The 16,718-nt window shown below is 49.2% G+C and carries 13 protein-coding genes; 5 read left to right on the top strand and 8 right to left on the bottom strand.

The window, feature by feature from the left end; translation table 11 throughout:
* The first annotated feature begins 89 nt into the window (after positions 1 to 89).
* Complete coding sequence (locus tag DFP97_RS13890; protein ID WP_114380732.1) at positions 90 to 1,256, top strand: MFS transporter; 1,167 nt, start codon at positions 90 to 92, stop codon at positions 1,254 to 1,256.
* A 186-nt stretch (positions 1,257 to 1,442) separates the two neighbouring features.
* On the opposite strand, the gene lacZ is transcribed toward DFP97_RS13890, so the two are convergent.
* Positions 1,443 to 4,550 carry a beta-galactosidase, LacZ type gene (lacZ, locus tag DFP97_RS13885; protein WP_114380730.1) on the bottom strand — a complete coding sequence of 1,036 codons (3,108 nt, stop codon included), beginning with the start codon at positions 4,548 to 4,550 and terminating at the stop codon, positions 1,443 to 1,445.
* Positions 4,551 to 4,777: 227 nt separating this feature from the next.
* Between lacZ and DFP97_RS13880 the strand changes: the two genes are divergently transcribed.
* On the top strand, positions 4,778 to 5,617 hold the full coding sequence (locus DFP97_RS13880; protein WP_114380728.1) for a M23 family metallopeptidase: 840 nt from the start codon (positions 4,778 to 4,780) through the stop codon (positions 5,615 to 5,617).
* Between the two features lie 254 nt (positions 5,618 to 5,871).
* On the opposite strand, the gene DFP97_RS13875 is transcribed toward DFP97_RS13880, so the two are convergent.
* From DFP97_RS13875 to DFP97_RS13855, 5 genes are all read right to left on the bottom strand, one after another.
* Positions 5,872 to 7,689 carry an ABC transporter ATP-binding protein gene (locus DFP97_RS13875; RefSeq protein WP_245976219.1) on the bottom strand — a complete coding sequence of 606 codons (1,818 nt, stop codon included), beginning with the start codon at positions 7,687 to 7,689 and terminating at the stop codon, positions 5,872 to 5,874.
* A 125-nt stretch (positions 7,690 to 7,814) separates the two neighbouring features.
* Complete coding sequence (locus DFP97_RS13870) at positions 7,815 to 8,573, bottom strand: response regulator transcription factor (RefSeq protein ID WP_114380726.1); 759 nt, start codon at positions 8,571 to 8,573, stop codon at positions 7,815 to 7,817.
* 81 nt (positions 8,574 to 8,654) lie between these two features.
* On the bottom strand, positions 8,655 to 9,485 hold the full coding sequence (locus tag DFP97_RS13865) for a carbohydrate ABC transporter permease (RefSeq protein ID WP_114380724.1): 831 nt from the start codon (positions 9,483 to 9,485) through the stop codon (positions 8,655 to 8,657).
* A 3-nt stretch (positions 9,486 to 9,488) separates the two neighbouring features.
* Positions 9,489 to 10,379: a carbohydrate ABC transporter permease gene (locus DFP97_RS13860; RefSeq protein ID WP_114380722.1), complete on the bottom strand. Its 891-nt coding sequence runs from the start codon at positions 10,377 to 10,379 to the stop codon at positions 9,489 to 9,491.
* Between the two features lie 93 nt (positions 10,380 to 10,472).
* Positions 10,473 to 11,795, bottom strand: a complete 1,323-nt coding sequence (locus tag DFP97_RS13855) for an ABC transporter substrate-binding protein (protein WP_114380721.1) — start codon at positions 11,793 to 11,795, stop codon at positions 10,473 to 10,475.
* A gap of 251 nt (positions 11,796 to 12,046) precedes the next feature.
* Between DFP97_RS13855 and DFP97_RS13850 the strand changes: the two genes are divergently transcribed.
* Genes DFP97_RS13850 through DFP97_RS13840 form a run of 3 tightly spaced genes read left to right on the top strand, consistent with a single transcriptional unit; the run spans position 12,047 to position 15,410 of the window.
* Complete coding sequence (locus tag DFP97_RS13850) at positions 12,047 to 13,015, top strand: glycoside hydrolase family 113 (RefSeq protein ID WP_114380719.1); 969 nt, start codon at positions 12,047 to 12,049, stop codon at positions 13,013 to 13,015.
* Positions 13,012 to 14,223 carry an AGE family epimerase/isomerase gene (locus tag DFP97_RS13845; RefSeq protein WP_114380717.1) on the top strand — a complete coding sequence of 404 codons (1,212 nt, stop codon included), beginning with the start codon at positions 13,012 to 13,014 and terminating at the stop codon, positions 14,221 to 14,223. Before DFP97_RS13850 ends, DFP97_RS13845 begins: the two co-directional genes overlap by 4 nt.
* A gap of 14 nt (positions 14,224 to 14,237) precedes the next feature.
* Positions 14,238 to 15,410, top strand: a complete 1,173-nt coding sequence (locus DFP97_RS13840) for a glycoside hydrolase family 130 protein (protein WP_181873515.1) — start codon at positions 14,238 to 14,240, stop codon at positions 15,408 to 15,410.
* A 53-nt stretch (positions 15,411 to 15,463) separates the two neighbouring features.
* On the opposite strand, the gene DFP97_RS13835 is transcribed toward DFP97_RS13840, so the two are convergent.
* Together DFP97_RS13835 and DFP97_RS13830 are read right to left on the bottom strand one after the other, a co-directional pair.
* Positions 15,464 to 15,973, bottom strand: coding sequence for an SRPBCC domain-containing protein (locus DFP97_RS13835; protein WP_114380715.1), 510 nt, complete (start codon positions 15,971 to 15,973; stop codon positions 15,464 to 15,466).
* A gap of 21 nt (positions 15,974 to 15,994) precedes the next feature.
* A complete protein-coding gene (locus tag DFP97_RS13830; protein ID WP_114380714.1) occupies positions 15,995 to 16,324 on the bottom strand; it encodes an ArsR/SmtB family transcription factor in 330 nt (109 codons plus the stop codon).
* Between the last annotated feature and the right edge of the window lie 394 nt (positions 16,325 to 16,718).

The raw sequence follows: 16,718 nt of genomic DNA, 5'->3' as shown, positions 1-16,718 counted from the left end.
GCCGGACGCGGCCATGAGGCTAAAAAAATCATAACGGCTTCAAGGGCTAGCTTTGAAGCCGGAATACACGAGAGAAAGGGATGTTACCTATGAACCGAATTGTCATTTATATTCTAACGATAGCCGTATTCTTCACCGCTACTTCTGAATTAGTCGTAGCCGGCATACTGAATGTGTTAGCCGACCAGATGCATGTCTCCGTCGCTCTTGCCGGGCAGCTCATTACCGTCTATTCCCTCGCGTTCGCGATTGGAACTCCGGTCGTCGTGTCGCTGACGGCGCGAATGGGGCGGAAGAAGCTGCTGCTCCTCGCCATGCTTGTCTTCATCATCGGAAATTTCGTCTCGTTCGTCAGCTCCAGCTTCACCCTGCTGGTCGCATCCCGAATCATACTTGGCGTAAGCTCCGGCGTCCTGCTGGTAGCTGCTTTCAGCGCCGCAGCCAAGATGGTCCCGCCTGAGAAAATCGGCAGCACAATCGGCACAATCATTCTCGGCTTCAGCAGCGCCATGATTCTTGGAGTTCCGATCGGAATTGCGCTGACTGATATGTTCAGCTGGCAAATGATCTTCCTCTTCCTGGCCGCAGGAAGCCTCATCATCCTGTTCGGCATGGCGCTCATGCTGCCGGAGATCGAAGGAGACGCTCCCGTTCCGTTCAGCCGGCAAATCACCGTATTAGCGGATCCGGTTATTCTGTCCGCATTGCTGCTCGTCCTGTTTAGAGAAGCCGGTAACTCCGTCATGTTCACGTATTTAACTACTTTTCTAGACACGATTCTGCACCGGAGCGCTTCCGGCATCGGGTTCATTATGCTCGCATTCGGAATTGCCGGCGCAATCGGCTCCCGGATTGGCGGCTCCGCTGTCGACAAATGGGGAAGCGTTCGGATGATGGTCATCAGCATGATCGTTCATGTCGTAACGCTCGCCCTGCTTCCGCTGGCTATCCATTCATTCCCGCTTGCCATAGCGCTCTTATCGCTGTGGATCATATCCTTGTTCATTATGGGGCCGGCTACGCAGACCTACTTCATCGAGAAGGCGCCGCAATCGTCCAATCTCATCATCAGCCTGAACATTTCCGTGACGCAGGTGGGTCTTGCGGCCGGCGCAGGCGTAGGAGGCATGGCTGTCACTTTGAATGCGACGGTTTTATATAATCCATGGGTCGCGAGCCTTGCATTGCTAATAGCTTTCAGCGCGGCAATTGTCTCCTTCCGGAAGAGCAGAAGGACGCAGGCCGTTACGGCGTAAAAAGAATGCAACCATTAAAAATTCGTATATGAATCGATACGGAAGTAAAAAGCAGAGGGCTCTCATGGTTTTGGTCTTCATCAAGCGTGCGTATTCTTTGTGAGGTGCTGCCGTTCGGCGGCGTAAACATTAAATAAAAAAGAGGCTTGCTTTCGTCAGTAGACGAAAGACAAGCCTCTCCCTTTATTAAACCCCTTGGAACGTAAACCGGTGCGAATACACGCGGTTTGCATATAACGTGTATTCCTTCTCCGGACGCTGTCCCCAGCTATCGTGCCCGCCTACACCCATTTGCTTATGATTCACTCTAACGACCGTTTTATTGCTGACCGGCAGCTTATAGACATGATCATGCGCTTCCAGCTCAAACGGCGTATACGGCAGTACATTCAACTCAAAATTCGGCAGACCCTTCAGCACGATGCCTTCACCCTGCGCATTCGTCACCGCTGCGTGACGGACGTCCATTTTATTGCCGCATTCCTGCGGACGAATATATGGAACCAGTTGATCCTTTACTTTACCTGCGTAACGTCCAAGCTTGCCGCCTGTCTGACGGTCCCAATATGTTTCATCCGGGCCTTTGCCGTACCAGCTTACTTGATCGAATTGAGCCGGCATTTGGAACATGATGCCTACTTCAGGAATTTCCGGCAATCCAGAGCCCGGGAGCAGCTCCTCATATACGTTAACTTCACCATTTCCGTTAACGGTGTATACGAGCGAAAGCATGGATACGGCAGTAGTTGGCAAGCTATACTCTACGCGGACCGTCACATCGCTTGTTCCAATTTCCCACACCATGCCGCGAAGCTCGCGCCGGGCACCTGCTTCACGCCAAGTGGCCGAGCGCTCATGCTGCTGGTTGCCGCGATCATTGTCTGTATATGCGCGCCAGAAGTTCGGCTCCAGCGCTTCCGATAACCGCTGCGTTCCATTCCATGTATAGGAAACAAGGCTGCCGTTCGCTTTGTCGAACTGCACCGTGAAGCGCTCTCCGCTTACTAAAAGCGCAGTAGAAGTTTCCTCGACTCGAACCGCGGGCTTCGCCTCTGAACCTCCTATGATTAGTTCAACAGGCGCAGGTAATACAAACTGCTCAAATGCAATCTCATGACCTGCTTCTGCCCATAACGTCTGCTCCTTGAGCAGCAGCTGCAGCGTCAACACGGCCTCTTCAGACACGTTGGACAGCTTAGGCAGCGCGTAAGGAACCGTTATTGTTTCTTCCGTTTCCGGCGCTGCTGCCGCATGGACCGTACCCTCTTGAACCGTTGTGCCATCAACCGCAATCTGCCACGCAAGTGTAAAGCTGTCCAGCGATTCGAACAGATGACGGTTGGTCACCTTTACTAAGCCGCTGTGCAAATCGACCGCCTCGAACTTCGCGTTCTGGTAAACCTTCTTAACCTCCTGAAGCTTTGGCGAAACGGTACGATCCGCGAAAATAATGCCGTTGCCGCAGAAGTTGCCATCATGCGGCGACTCGCCGAAGTCTCCGCCGTACATCATCTTCACCACGCCATTCTCGTCCGTAACACGAATCGACTGATCGATCCAATCCCATATAAAGCCGCCCTGCAGAATTGGATATTTCTCGAATACTTCCCAGTACACATGCAAGCCGCCGCATGAATTCCCCATTGCATGGCTGTATTCGCATAAGATAAACGGTTTTTGCGGATTGCTTCGCGCATACTGCTCAACGCCCTGCGGGTTCGTATACATGTGGCTTTCAATATCCGAAGCCGCCTCGGAAGCACGCCAGTGGAAGACCCCTTCATAATGAACAACGCGTGAAGGATCCGCTTCTCTCAAGAAATCATGCATCTTAATGAAGTTGTCGCCGCCGAATGCTTCGTTGCCAAGCGACCATATGACGATGGAGGCATGGTTTTTGTCGCGCTGCAGCATCGAGTTGCAGCGGTCGAGCACCGCGCCCGTCCATTCCGGCTTGCTGCCCGGAACCGTTTCCAACTCCTCCTTTTGTCCGTAGGACCAGGAGCCATGCGTCTCCAAATTCGTTTCATCAATAACGTACAAACCATATTCGTCGCAAAGCTTATACCAAAGCGGGTTGTTCGGATAGTGCGACGTACGAACGGAATTTATGTTATATAGCTTCATCAGCTGGGCGTCCTTACGCATGTCCGCCTCGCTGATCGCCCGTCCAGTGTCACAAGAGAACTCATGACGGTTCACGCCTTTAAACATAATCCGTCTGCCGTTAATTTGCATAAGCCCGTCTTTAATCTCAAACTTACGGAACCCAACCTTGCAGCTGACCGCTTCCAGCAGAGTGCCGTCCTCATTCTTCAAGCATAAAATCAACGTGTACAAATTCGGCTGCTCCGCGCTCCATTTTAACGGGTTCTGAACGTCGGCACGCAGTTGGACCGGTGATATCTCTTCACCCTCTATGGTTGTCCTGATCGTAAGCGGCTGCTTAAATACCACATTGCGATCCGCATCATACAAGGAGGCTTCCAGCGTTATGTTCCCAAGCTGCTTAGCAAAGTAATTAATGAGCTTGGCATCGATAACGAGCTCCGCGTCGCGGTATTGCTCATCAAGCTCTGTTTTTACGAAAAAGTCGTAAATATGCGCCTCAGGCGTCGTATATAAGTACACATCGCGGAAAATTCCGCTCATCCGCCAAAAATCTTGATCCTCCAGCCAGCTTGCGTCACACCAGCGATACACCTCAACAGCCAGCTTGTTCTCACCCTCAACCAGATAAGGAGTAAGATCAAACTCAGCAGGCGTAAACGTGTCCTCGCTGTAGCCGACGAGTTCTCCGTTAAGCCAAACATAAAAAGCCGATTCAACTCCTTGGAAGCTGATGAAAACCGGTTTCCCTTCCCAGCTTTGAGGAACGGTGAAAGTGCGCACGTACGAGCCAACGGGATTATAGGCGGTCGGTGCAAATGGCGGCTTAATGTCCTCGTTGCCGTCCCACGGATACCTAACATTCGTATACTGCGGATAATCGTAGCCTTGCAGTTGCCAATGAGCGGGTACCGTTATTTCATCCCACTGGCTATGATCGTAATCCGTTTCGTAAAAGTTGACAATGCGCGAGTCTGCATTCGGAGCGAACGCAAACTTCCATTGACCGTTTAATAAATGATAGTTGGTCGACTTGCTATGGCTGCCTTCCCAGGCTTCTTCGACCGTATCGAAAGGCATTAGCGAAGCATGCGCTTCCATTCGATTGAGCTGATAGATTTCGGGATTGTTGTTCCACTCCGGATAACCGTTTACCGGCGGCGTATACATAAGTTTTTTTCGCATAGGTTATGGCACCTCTTCATTAATAATCAGACTATATTCACATTATAATGCATTCGTTTCCTTATTAAATGATACAATTTTCATATTTTATATAAAAATATGAAACACCGTATTCTACATAAAGCTTCTGCTGCGGATGCCCGTTTCCAATATTTACCGCTATCTTAAAGCGCTTACACTATTAAAATGGTAGAGAAGGTTATTTTTACATAGAGAGGTTGAGTAGTTTGAATAAGAGAATGAAACAGCTCGTTTGCAGCACTGCCATTCTAGCTTTCCTAACCGTATCGCCTGACACCGGTGCCGCTGCAACCTACACGGTGCAGAAGAACGATACCCTATGGTTGATCGGCACGAAGTTCAGCACCTCGGCGGATCACTTGAAGAAGATCAACAGCCTCACCTCAAATTCACTGTATATTGGACAAACGCTGCAAGTACCTAACCCGCCTGAGTTTACGGTGACCACCGTCCAGCCGAACGACACGATGTGGATAATCGCTCAGCGCTACAACGTCCCGCTTACCAAGCTCATTGCTGCCAACCCCCAACTCCCAAATCCAAACAACATCTGGACAGGACTTGAAATCCGTATTCCAAAAAAGCCTGCTGCCTACCTAAACGGCGTATTCCCGCTGGCAAAAGGCTCCTATACGCCCTTCACGAACACCTATGCCGATTCTCGCACCTGGTCGTCGGACGGCACGGGGGTTCGCGCCCATGAAGGCGTCGACATCTTCGCTAATAAGGGAACGGCCGTATACAGCGCGCTAGCAGGCACAATCGTTAAAGCCGGATGGAACGAATACGGCGGTTGGAGGCTTACGATTAGAGTCGATGACTCGACCGAATTTTATTATGCGCATTTATCCAAGTATGCGGCTGGGATCAAGCAGGGCGTCAAAGTTAGCGCAGGACAGCTCATTGGCTACGTCGGCAATACCGGTTACGGTCCCGTAGGAACCGAAGGGAAATTCATCTCCCATCTTCATTTCGGCATTTACAAACGTACACCTGCCTATCATGCAGTCGATCCATACCTTTATTTAAAATGGTGGTCGCTGTAGATGCACAACAGCAAAAAATGAAGAAGGAGCAACCCCATTTGGCTACTCCTCTTCTTCATTTAATCCTTTACCCGCCGTCACACTTTATACAACCTAGCTCACCAAATGAGGTAACTCACTATTTAATGAAGTAAATTTCACTAATACACGTCCGTTTTTAAATCGGCGACTGGGAACCTGTCAGGCACCTGCGCATTGACTTCATACAGTGCAGGACGCCTACTCAGTGCAACGGTAATCTGCCGTGATCGCAGCTATAGCTGAAGCTGCTTCAGGTTATAAAACTCGCCTTTGCTCGCCATAAGCTCATCAAACGTACCGACCTCGACGATATGCCCCCGCTTCATGACAACGATACGATCGGCGTCGCGGATCGTCGACAGGCGGTGAGCGACGATGAACGTCGTTCTATTCTTAATTAGCTCCTGCATCGCTTTTTGCACGTGGAACTCCGATTCATTATCCAAAGCGGAGGTCGCTTCATCCAAAATAATGATTTTCGGATCGCGGATAAGCGCTCTCGCAATCGCGATCCGCTGCCGCTGTCCGCCCGACAGCTTGCCGCCGTGCTCGCCAACCATCGTATCAAGCCCGTCAGGCAGCTGATCGATAAACTCGGACAGGTTCGCCATTTCTACGACGCGTTTCACATGCTCTTCGCTAAATTCTCGAAGGCCATAGGTAATATTATCTCTGATCGTTCCCGAGAACAATATGTTCGTCTGCGGAACAACCGCCAAATGCTTGCGATAGCTTCTCAGATCGATATCCGCCAGATCGATGCCATCCATCAGTACTTTTCCGCCGGTAGGCTGAAGGAAGCCGATTACTAAATTCAGTACAGTCGATTTGCCCGCACCGGAAGCGCCGACGAACGCGATACATTCACCCGCCTTCACGTTCAGCGTCACATCCTCCAGCACATGATGCTCGCTGCCCGGATAAGAAAGCTCAACGCCTTCGAACGAAAACTCGCCCCGAACCTCCGACAGCTTTCTTTTGCCGCTATTGTTTTCAATATCCTGCGATACTAATATTTCTTTGATCGAATAGATGGATTCCAGACCCTTAGCAATTTGCGGATAAATGTTGATGAGTCCTGTGACCGAGGCCAAAATCATCGAGAAAAATCCTTGATACATGACCACGTCGCCGACTTGAATCTGACCCTGATAAGCAAGGTACGCCGTGAATATTAAGCACAGCACCTGGAAAATTTGAAAGGTCACCCAGTTCGTTGCACCAAAATATGCCTCTACCAAATCAAGCCGGTAGCCTTTGCCTTGAATGTTGCGCAGCGTCGAATCGATGCGGGCAATCTCCACCTTCTCCAGCCCATGCGCCCGAGTAATTGGAATCATCTCGACCATCTCCGATACGCGCGAGGACATCTGCTCAATCTCCTTGCGGAACTCCTTGTTCGAACGGCGGATTTTGCGGCGGAATATCGTTACGATTGCAATCGACATCGGAATTGTCAGCACAAAAAACAGCGAAACAATCCAGCTGCTGTTAAGCGTTATAATAAACGAGACGATAATGTTGACGACTGCCGGCGCTAATGCGATCATAAACTGCTTCGACATCATCTCGACCGCTTCTACGTCCCGCAGCACCTTCGACTGCAGCTTGCCGGCCGGCAGCTCGCGGTGCGAGTTAATCGACAGCTGCTGCAGCTTTCGGACTAACGCGCTGCGAAGCCCTGCTTCGACATGCCTGACCGCACGGCTTAAAAAGGAAATATAAGCGGCATGCGTCGGTATATTTTGAAGAATGACGATTAGAATCACAATAAAATTAATCCATATGCCCCGTATCGAATGCTCTGCCGGGTTCGTAGCAATATTAATGATATTAGCTGTAACGATCGGAAGCACGTAGACCGGTGCGCTCTTAATTAGTAGAAACAAAAGCGATACAAACAAATTCGCAAAATTTCCTCTGTACAACGAGAGCAAAAACTTTAACGGACTGGCCTCTTGCTCCAATGCCGCGTTCTCGAACGTGCTTGCTAACCCCTTTGATCCGCCAAACTGTAAGTTTGCGGCTTTCTCTGCCATATCCTTCTCCATCCCTCTGCAGCTCTTGATGCCGCCAACCTGTTAAGGGCGCTTGCTGCTGAACCCATGTTACGCTCATTCGTGACGCCTGTAAATGTGTGAATTTGCATAAAATATATTCTTTTTGGCTCTAGCGGTTAACGGTTCTTGCCTTTATAGTCCTTCGGCGTCGCGCCGACCATTTTTTTAAACAGCTTGTTAAAGTAAACCGGATCGCTGTATCCGACCAGCTGCGAAATTTCATAATTTTTTAAGTTCGGGTGATCGGTTAAAAAAAGCTTTGCTTTTTCAATTCGAATATCGATCAAATAATCGGTTATCGTCATGCCGGTCTCCTGCTTAAACAGACGGCTCAAATAATTAGCGCTCATCCCGACGGTTTCGGCGATCCGTTCCATTTCGAAATTTTTGTCGTACTCCTGCTCCAAAATGGCCTTCATCTGCTCGATGACATGATGCTCCTTCTCCTTCGAAGAAGCTTCTTGCCCAATAGAAGCCGTCGTCTCAATGCCCGTGTCCGCCCCGCTCCGCTCTTGCTTCACTTTCACGAGCAGCTCGTACAAATTGGTCTTGTCGACCGGCTTCAGCAAATAGTCCCTCACGCCGTAGCGCAGCGCTTTCCGTGCATATTCGAATTCGCTGAAGCCGCTTAGCACAATCGTCGCAATCGACTTGTCGCGCAAATGCTCAATGAGCTTTAAACCGTCCATCATCGGCATTTTGATATCGGTTATGAGTACGTCCAGCTCGCCCGGACCAAGCTTAGAAATATGCGTCCAAGCATCCATGCCGTTGCTGTATGAGCCAATAACCGAAATGTCCAAATCCATTTTCGTTAATATTTTTTCAAGGCCCAGACGTATAAACTCCTCGTCATCAACGATGATGATATTCACCTGGTTTTCATCTCCTTTGGCGTCCCCACTACTAGTTTGCGTTAAAATCGCTGCCTCTGCAATGTAAAAAAAGCGGGCGGCTTATTTCACCGCACCGCTTGTCACACCCGCGAAAATGTATTTTTGAAGGAACATATACAAAACTGCCGTTGGGATCATAATAATGAGGATGGCCGATGAGATCATTTGCCAATCGCCGCTATTGACGCCAAAGAAGCGCATCAGCGATGTAGATACGACGACATGCTCGGCCCTTGGCAAATACAAGAACGGGATAAACATATCATTATAGATGCTGATCGTCTTCAAAATAATAATTGTTGCCGTTGCCGGCGCGAGCAGCGGGAAGATAATGGAGCGGAAAATCCGGATGAGCGAGGCTCCCTCCAGCATGGCGCTTTCGTCCAGTTCATACGGAATGCTTCTAATGAATTGCAGAAAAATATAAATTTGCAAGATGTCGGCACCGACATAGATGAGCACAGGCCCCATCAAATTGTTCGTCAAATCAAGCATTTGGACCGTTTTATAGTTGACGACCTGGGTTGTAATCGACGGAATGATCGTAGCGAACAGGAACAATCCGACGAGCGGCCCTTTGAATTTGAAATCAAAGCGGCCAACCGCATAACAGAACGCCGATCCAATCAATATGTTCAGCACGAGCGTCACCGCGATGATGAGCAGCGTATTGCCGAAAGCCGACGTCATGTCGGCCTGCTTGAACGCCTGCGCAAAGTTTTTCAGATATAGAAAGCTGTCAGGCAACGCTATCGGCGATTTGCTGTGGAATTCATCCTTTGTCTTGAACGCATTCACCACAATAATATATGGCGGGAACAAAATCGCAAATGCGGCGAGCGCCAGCGTTGCATACTTAATGGTATCCCAGGCTTTACTTGATCGCTTCATCTGTTAGTCCCCCTTTTTGTTCAACAGGAAGCGTTGAATCGATAATACGATAACGACAAAGAGTAACAAGACTACGCTCATCGCCGATGCCAAGCCATAGTTGTTGAACTGGAAAGCCGTCTCGATAATTTTCATCACGAATGTTTCGCTGGCCCCTGCCGGTCCGCCCTTCGTGAGCACGAATGGGAGATCAAATACCTCCAAGGCGCCCGTAACGGTCAGGAACAAATTAAGCTCGATAATTTTGTATATGTTCGGTAGGGTAATATGAATGAACTTTTCCCAACCGTTTGCCCCGTCAATCGATGCAGCTTCATAAATATCGCTTGGAATCGACTGAAGCGCCGCCAAATAAATAACCATGTTAAAGCCCATAAAGCGCCAAAAGCCGATAGAAGCCAGCGTGTAGTTTACAAAAGACTCATTGCCGAGCCAGCTCGTCTGCGATAGCGCATCAAATCCCAGCTGTCCGAGCAAATAGTTTAACGACCCGTTTGTCGTATCAAATACGTAGCCGAATAGGTATGCAACCGCAACGCCGTTCAGAATGTACGGTAAAAACAGCAGCAGCCGGAAAAAGTTTTTTCCTTTCAGCTTGCTGTTAAGCACCACCGCGAAATAAATGGCAGCGATGTTTTGTACGATTCCGACAACGAAATAGGCAAAGTTATGTTTGAATACGCCGAAGATTGCCGGGTTTGCAAATACTTCTTTGTAATTTGACCAGCCGATCCATTCTTTATTAGGACTTAATCCATCCCAGCTCGTGAAGCTTAACCGAATGAGCTCAAGCGCCGGGTAATAGGAAAACGTCAGCAGCAGCAGCAGCGGCAGCGAAACGAATCCGAATATAACGAACTTCTTTTGTGTGTTAAAAGGAAGTCTACTAAACATAGGACAACCCCTTCCTCTCTTATTGCGTCTATCTTATTTGAAAGAACAGGATGGACTATCGTCTTTCGGATAATCCATCCTGCGGGCTTTTGGTTACAGACCCAGATCTTTTTTTGCTTTCGCCCAAGCCGCGTTTACTTTGTCCAACACCTTTTGCGGATCTTTGGACAATACGAACTCTTGAACCGTCGCCGCTTGATCCAGCTGCGCTTTGTTTTGAATTTGCGTCGCGGCATCAACCGGTGCTGCCGGCTCGAAGAACTTAGGGCTGAAGCTGTTGAACTCAGCCAGCTGCGGAAGCTTAGGCTCTTTGGCCTTCAAGGTTGGAATGAAGCCTGCGAAATCATCGTAGCCGGATTCCTCAATCATCCATTGAACGAATGCTTTAGCCGCTTCTACGTTGCCTGATTTGTTAACCGCATAGAAGAAGTCCGGGTTAAGAGGAGCTTTTGCTTCGCCGGAATTGTCGGCAGGGAACGGGAAGAAACCAATGTCCTCGCTTGCGGCGCCGTTCTCGATAACTTGGTTAATGACCCAGTTGCCGAGCAGGTACATTCCGAACTTGCCGGATGCCACGTCTTTTTTCGATTGCTCCCAGTTCGTCGAGTTGACGTCCTGCTCCAGGAAGCCTTTTTGATGCAATTCACGCACGATGCCCCATGATTTGCCGTATGCATTGTCAAGCGTGTATGGCGTATCGGTTTCTGCGCGTTTGTTTTGATGATCGGATGCTCCGCCGATAAGCGATGGAATATCATACACCCATACATCGAGCGGCCATTTGTCCTTGAAGTTCGAAGCGAGCGGAACGATGCCGGCGTCTTTCAGCTTTTGCGATGCCGCAAGGAATTCATCATAGGTTTTCGGTACAGCCGTAATGCCCGCTTTCTCGAAAGCTTTCTTGTTGTACACGATGCCTACTGTCGAGCCGCCGGAGGAAATGCCGTACATTTTACCTTCATGCGACTTCAAATCCTTAAAGTGAATGTCTCCCGAAAGTTGAATGTCATCGAGCGGCGCGAAATAGTTCGGCAGCTCTGCATTAGGAATCGTAGGGGTGAATACGACATCAGGGAACTCGCCGGAAGCGATACGGATTTTCAACGTTTTATCATAGTCAGTAACAGCCTCGAATTTAAGATCTACGCCGGGGTATTTCTCTTCAAAACGTTTTTCGTAATCCACATATTGCTTATCGATCATGTCTGTCCGGTTCGTTAAGAAAATGACATCCCCGGTAATTTTGGAACCCTCTTCTGTACCGCCGTTGTCCGTTTTGTTGTCAGCTGCGTTCGTTGCGGTATTGTTCGTTTTTGCTGCATTGTTTGTTTCATTACCCGCATTGTTGCCGCCACATGCTGCTAACGTTGTTAGCATAACAACTGAAACCAGAGCTAACGAAAACATTTTTTTCATTCTTTTTCCCCCTCAGTTCGTTTTGATTCCGCTTACATTTCGATCATACTCCATAAAAAGGGGCACTAAAATGGTTTAAAATATGATTTATAGTCTTCAAATGACATGGGATGAAAACGCTGCATTTCACACTAACAGCTCATTTTGTAGAAAGCTATTGCCAAAAACCCCTCGCATCATGTTTACTTGTTATATAACAAAACATCCAATTAGCAATAACAAAACTACCAACTTAAAGTGAGGCGACTCAAATGACGGAGCAGACAGCCTATATCGGCGGAATGACATGGGGATGGACCGGCGTGCGCGGCACGTGGACAGGAGCACAAGCAGATCGTTCAATGGAGCTAATGACGGAGCGTTTAAGCGTCAACTGGACAGCAATCGCATTCGGCGCCCTTCAGGATCATGCGCAAGCAACTGAAATCAAATTCAGGGAGGAGCCTACCGTGACGGATGAAGAGGTTCGTTCCGCTATTCGCAAAGCGAAGGAACTCAAGCTTAACGTATGCTTGAAGCCGGTCGTCAATTGCGCAAACGGCACATGGCGCGCGCACATCAACTTCTTCGATGCCGATGTTCCATGTGAGCCAAAATGGTCTGACTGGTTCGCTTCCTATACCGCATTCATCCTTCACTATGCCCGTATGGCAGAAGAAACGGGCTGCGAAATGTTTTGCGTAGGCTGCGAAATGGTGCAGACGGACCGCCGCGAGAAGGAATGGCGCCAATTGATAGAGGATGTCCGCAAAGTATACTCCGGCATCGTTACGTATAATTGCGACAAATACCAAGAGGATCAAGTCAAATGGTGGGATGCTGTCGATGTCATCTCCTCCAGCGGCTACTACCCTATCGATGCTTGGGAGGCCCAGCTTAACCGGATCGAGAAGGTTGTTGCGAAGCACAACAAGCCGTTCTTCTTCATGGAAGCAGGCTGCCCAAGCCGCGAAGGCTCGCAGCATTTGCCGAACGATTGGGGACTGCCGGGCGCGCCAAGCGAGAAAGTGCAGCGCCAATTTTATGAAGCGATGTTTGCTTCCTGCGACAAGCGCGACTGGGTCGGCGGCTTCATGCTGTGGGATTGGCCAGCTCGATTGTATGAAGAAAGCGAAGCGGCAGCTAATGACGATTACTGCATGTATGGCAAACAAGCAGAGCAAACCGTCCGCGACTACTATTCGCGAAAAATACATGTAAAGGAGACTTCCGCCAAATGAGCGATCTCAATCAACAATGGCTGCCTCGCATCGAGCAGGAGCTGGAATCGAACATACTCGGCTTCTGGATGAAACACACGCCCGATGAGCAAAATGGCGGCTTCTACGGTTTTATTAGCAGAGACCTGACCGTTAACCTTGAGGCTGACAAAAGCCTCGTGCTTAACACGCGTATTTTATGGACATTCGCTGCTGCTTACCGGATGTTTGGAAATGAGCAATATTTAAATATCGCCGAAAGAGCCTATCGTTATGTAAATGAGCATTTTACAGATCGCGAATTCGGAGGCTTGTATTGGATGGTTGATGCAGCCGGCAATCCGGCCGAAACGAAGAAGCAAGTATACGGCCAGGCATTCGCCATCTATGCGTTCTCGGAATATTACCGCGCAACCGGCAACGATGCTGCTCTTGAGCAGGCGATCGAGCTGTTCCATACCCTTGAGCGCTACAGCTACGATACGGAGTACAAAGGCTACTTCGAAGCACTGACCCGCGAGTGGCAGGAGACGGATGACAACAGCTTGAGCGAAAAGGATTTGAATACGAAGAAGTCGATGAACACGCATCTTCACGTTATGGAGGCCTATACGAATTTGTACCGCGTATGGAAATCGGATGTGTTGCGCTCGAAGCTGAAGGAGCTTATTGAAATAACGATGAAGCACATCATAAATGCGGAAAACGCGCATTTCCTCCTCTTCTTCGATGAGCAGTGGAACAGCAAATCGGAGCATATCTCCTATGGCCATGACATTGAAGGCAGCTGGCTTCTGGTAGAAGCTGCTGAGGTGCTTGGCGACGATGCGCTGCTTGCAGAAGCAAAGGCGATCGCAATCCGCATGGCGGAAGCTACGTATAACGAAGGCGTGGACGAGGACGGCGGATTATTTAATGAAGCCGATTCGAAGGGACTGACCGATACGGATAAGGATTGGTGGCCGCAGGCAGAGGCGGTCGTCGGTTTTTACAATGCGTATCAAATGACCGGCGACACGAAATTCCGCGATGCCGCTTTGAAATCATGGGACTTTATCGAGAGCCGCATCATTGATAAAGAGCACGGCGAATGGCACTGGAGCGTGACGCGTGACGGTTCTCCCAGCGATAATCTGGAGAAGGTTAGTCCTTGGAAATGTCCCTACCATAACGGGCGGGCATGCTTCGAAATGATTGAGCGTCTTACTGGCGCATCAGCATCACACTAATGGAGGTCGAAATCATGAGTAAATTCTATGAACGCAAACAACTGCTGACTGAACGTTACGAAGCTCTAATTGGACGTAAAAACGAACCTGCAGGAATCGGTAACGGCGTATTCGACCGTTATGTGCACCCTGTCCTAACAGCGGAGCATGCTCCGCTGCATTGGAAATATGATTTTGATCCGGAAACAAATCCTTATTTCATGGAGCGCCTTGGCGTTCATTGCGTGTTCAATCCAGGCGCTATCTCGTTGAACGGCAAATTTTATCTGGTTGCCCGTGTTGAAGGCAATGACCGCAAATCGTTTTTTGCGATTGCAGAGAGCGATAGCGGCGTAGATGGCTTCCGTTTCTGGGATCGTCCCGTCCTGCTGCCTGAAACGGGCTACCCGGACGTTAACGTATACGATATGCGTCTTGTTCAGCACGAGGACGGCTGGATTTACGGCTTGTTCTGTACAGAGAGAAAAGATCCGTCCGCTCCGAAGGGCGATCTCTCCAGCGCAATCGCGCAGTGCGGAATTGTAAGAACGAAGGATCTGAAGCAGTGGGAGCGCCTTGCCGATTTGAAAACAGCCTCCAACCAGCAGCGCAACGTTGTGCTGCATCCCGAATTTATAGACGGCAAGTATGCGTTCTATACACGTCCGCAGGACGGCTTTATCGATACGGGTTCAGGCGGCGGCATCGGCTGGGGACTTTCCGATTCGATCGAAAACGCCGTTGTCGAGAGCGAAACGATTATTGACGAGCGCCATTATCATACCATCAAAGAAGTGAAGAACGGACAAGGTCCTGCGCCGATCAAAACAGAAAAAGGCTGGATCCATATCGCACACGGCGTACGCAATACGGCGGCAGGCTTGCGATACGTGCTTTACGCTTTCCTATCTGACTTGAACGAGCCGAACAAAGTAACGCATCGCCCAGGCGGACACCTGCTCGCTCCGGAAGGCATCGAGCGCGTAGGCGACGTATCCAACGTGGCATTCTGTAACGGCGTTATCGCAAAGGATAACGGCGATGTCTACATTTACTACGCTTCATCCGATACGCGCTGTCACGTTGCCGTTACAACTATTGATCAATTGCTGGACTACTGCATCAACACACCTGAAGATCCGCTTCGCTCCTATGCGTGCGTAGAGCAGCGCATCGCTCTGATCGATCGTAATCTGCAGCTAAAATAGACAGCAGAAGAGCCCTCCAAACGAATTGATTTCGTTTTGGAGGGCTCTTTGGGTTATTGTATCGATTGTAAATGCTCGGAGAGACGATCCCAAGTTTCAGTAATTCCTTGCTCCATCCCCATTTCCATCACGGTTTTGAGCGCTTCGGCGGAATCGTATTGAGCCCGGCTAACAAGCTTCGTCTTTCCTTCGTGCTCTTCAAAAGTCATCGTAACAAGAGTTGAGGGCATTCCTTCCGCTTCATTTCCTTCGGCATCCGAGAAATAGTCGATGTAGACGATCTTTTCCGCCTCTACGATTTCCTGGTAGATCCCTTTGCCCCAAGATTCAAATCCGTAAAAATCCCCTTGGTTCTCATCCATGCACTTCATGCAGTAATGCCAGATGCCGCCCGGCCGAAAATCGACGTTGCAAACCGTAAGCGTCCAGCCGCGAGGTCCCCACCAGTGCTTCAGATGCTCAGCCTCCGAGAACACTTTGAATACAAGCTCGCGCGGCGCATCAAAAACACGCTCCAGAATAAGCTCATGGCCCTCTACCTTGGAAATCATTTTGTTCGACATTTTACATTCCTCCTGAATTTTTTAGTTTTGTTTGTTTTCTTTAGATTGCAGCTTCTGCAGGTAAGCCTCCAGATTGTCAAGTCGTTCATCCCAAACACGGCGGTAGGTTTCAAGCCAAGCGTCCAGTGCTTGGAACGGCTCCGACCGGAGATTGTAATTCCGGCGGTTGGCGGCAGCCTTTACCTCGACGATCCCAGCCTCCAACAGGACGCGCAGATGCTTCGAGGCTTGAGGCTGGCGGAGCCCAAGCCGATCGGCTATTTCCCCTACAGTCAAGGGACCTCCCTGCAAGAGCTCTACAATACGCAAGCGGTTGGGTTCGGCCAGTGCGCTAAATGTCGTAATTTCCATGATCCGAATGTTCCTTAATGAATGAATCAGCTTTTACATGGGGTACGGCGTGGACTTTTCTTACCATTTCATTCATTTCAAAGCCACCTCGTTTCGTTTACTAGTGACCGTACTCACATTTAAAATATACTACTTAAGGAATATTCCTGTCAATGAATATTATAAAAAAATGGGCTTAAACGAAAAAAAGCACAACCGCTTGGATTATACTTTTTGAATCTATAGGGAAAAAGTTCCGCGATAAGCGTCAAATAACCCCCACCTTAAAGTGTAGCTAGTCTTTCGTGGGAGAGTAAGAAGCACATCCATTTAACTTTCCGTTGATATATACGATTTTTCGAACATAATTGGCGGGATTCATTCAAAAAGAAAAATTATATATGATTTTTCACAT

Source organism: Paenibacillus prosopidis (genome assembly GCF_003337375.1).
Classification (GTDB): Bacteria; Bacillota; Bacilli; order Paenibacillales; family Paenibacillaceae; genus Pristimantibacillus; species Pristimantibacillus prosopidis.
This window is presented reverse-complemented; position numbering and strand designations above follow the sequence as displayed.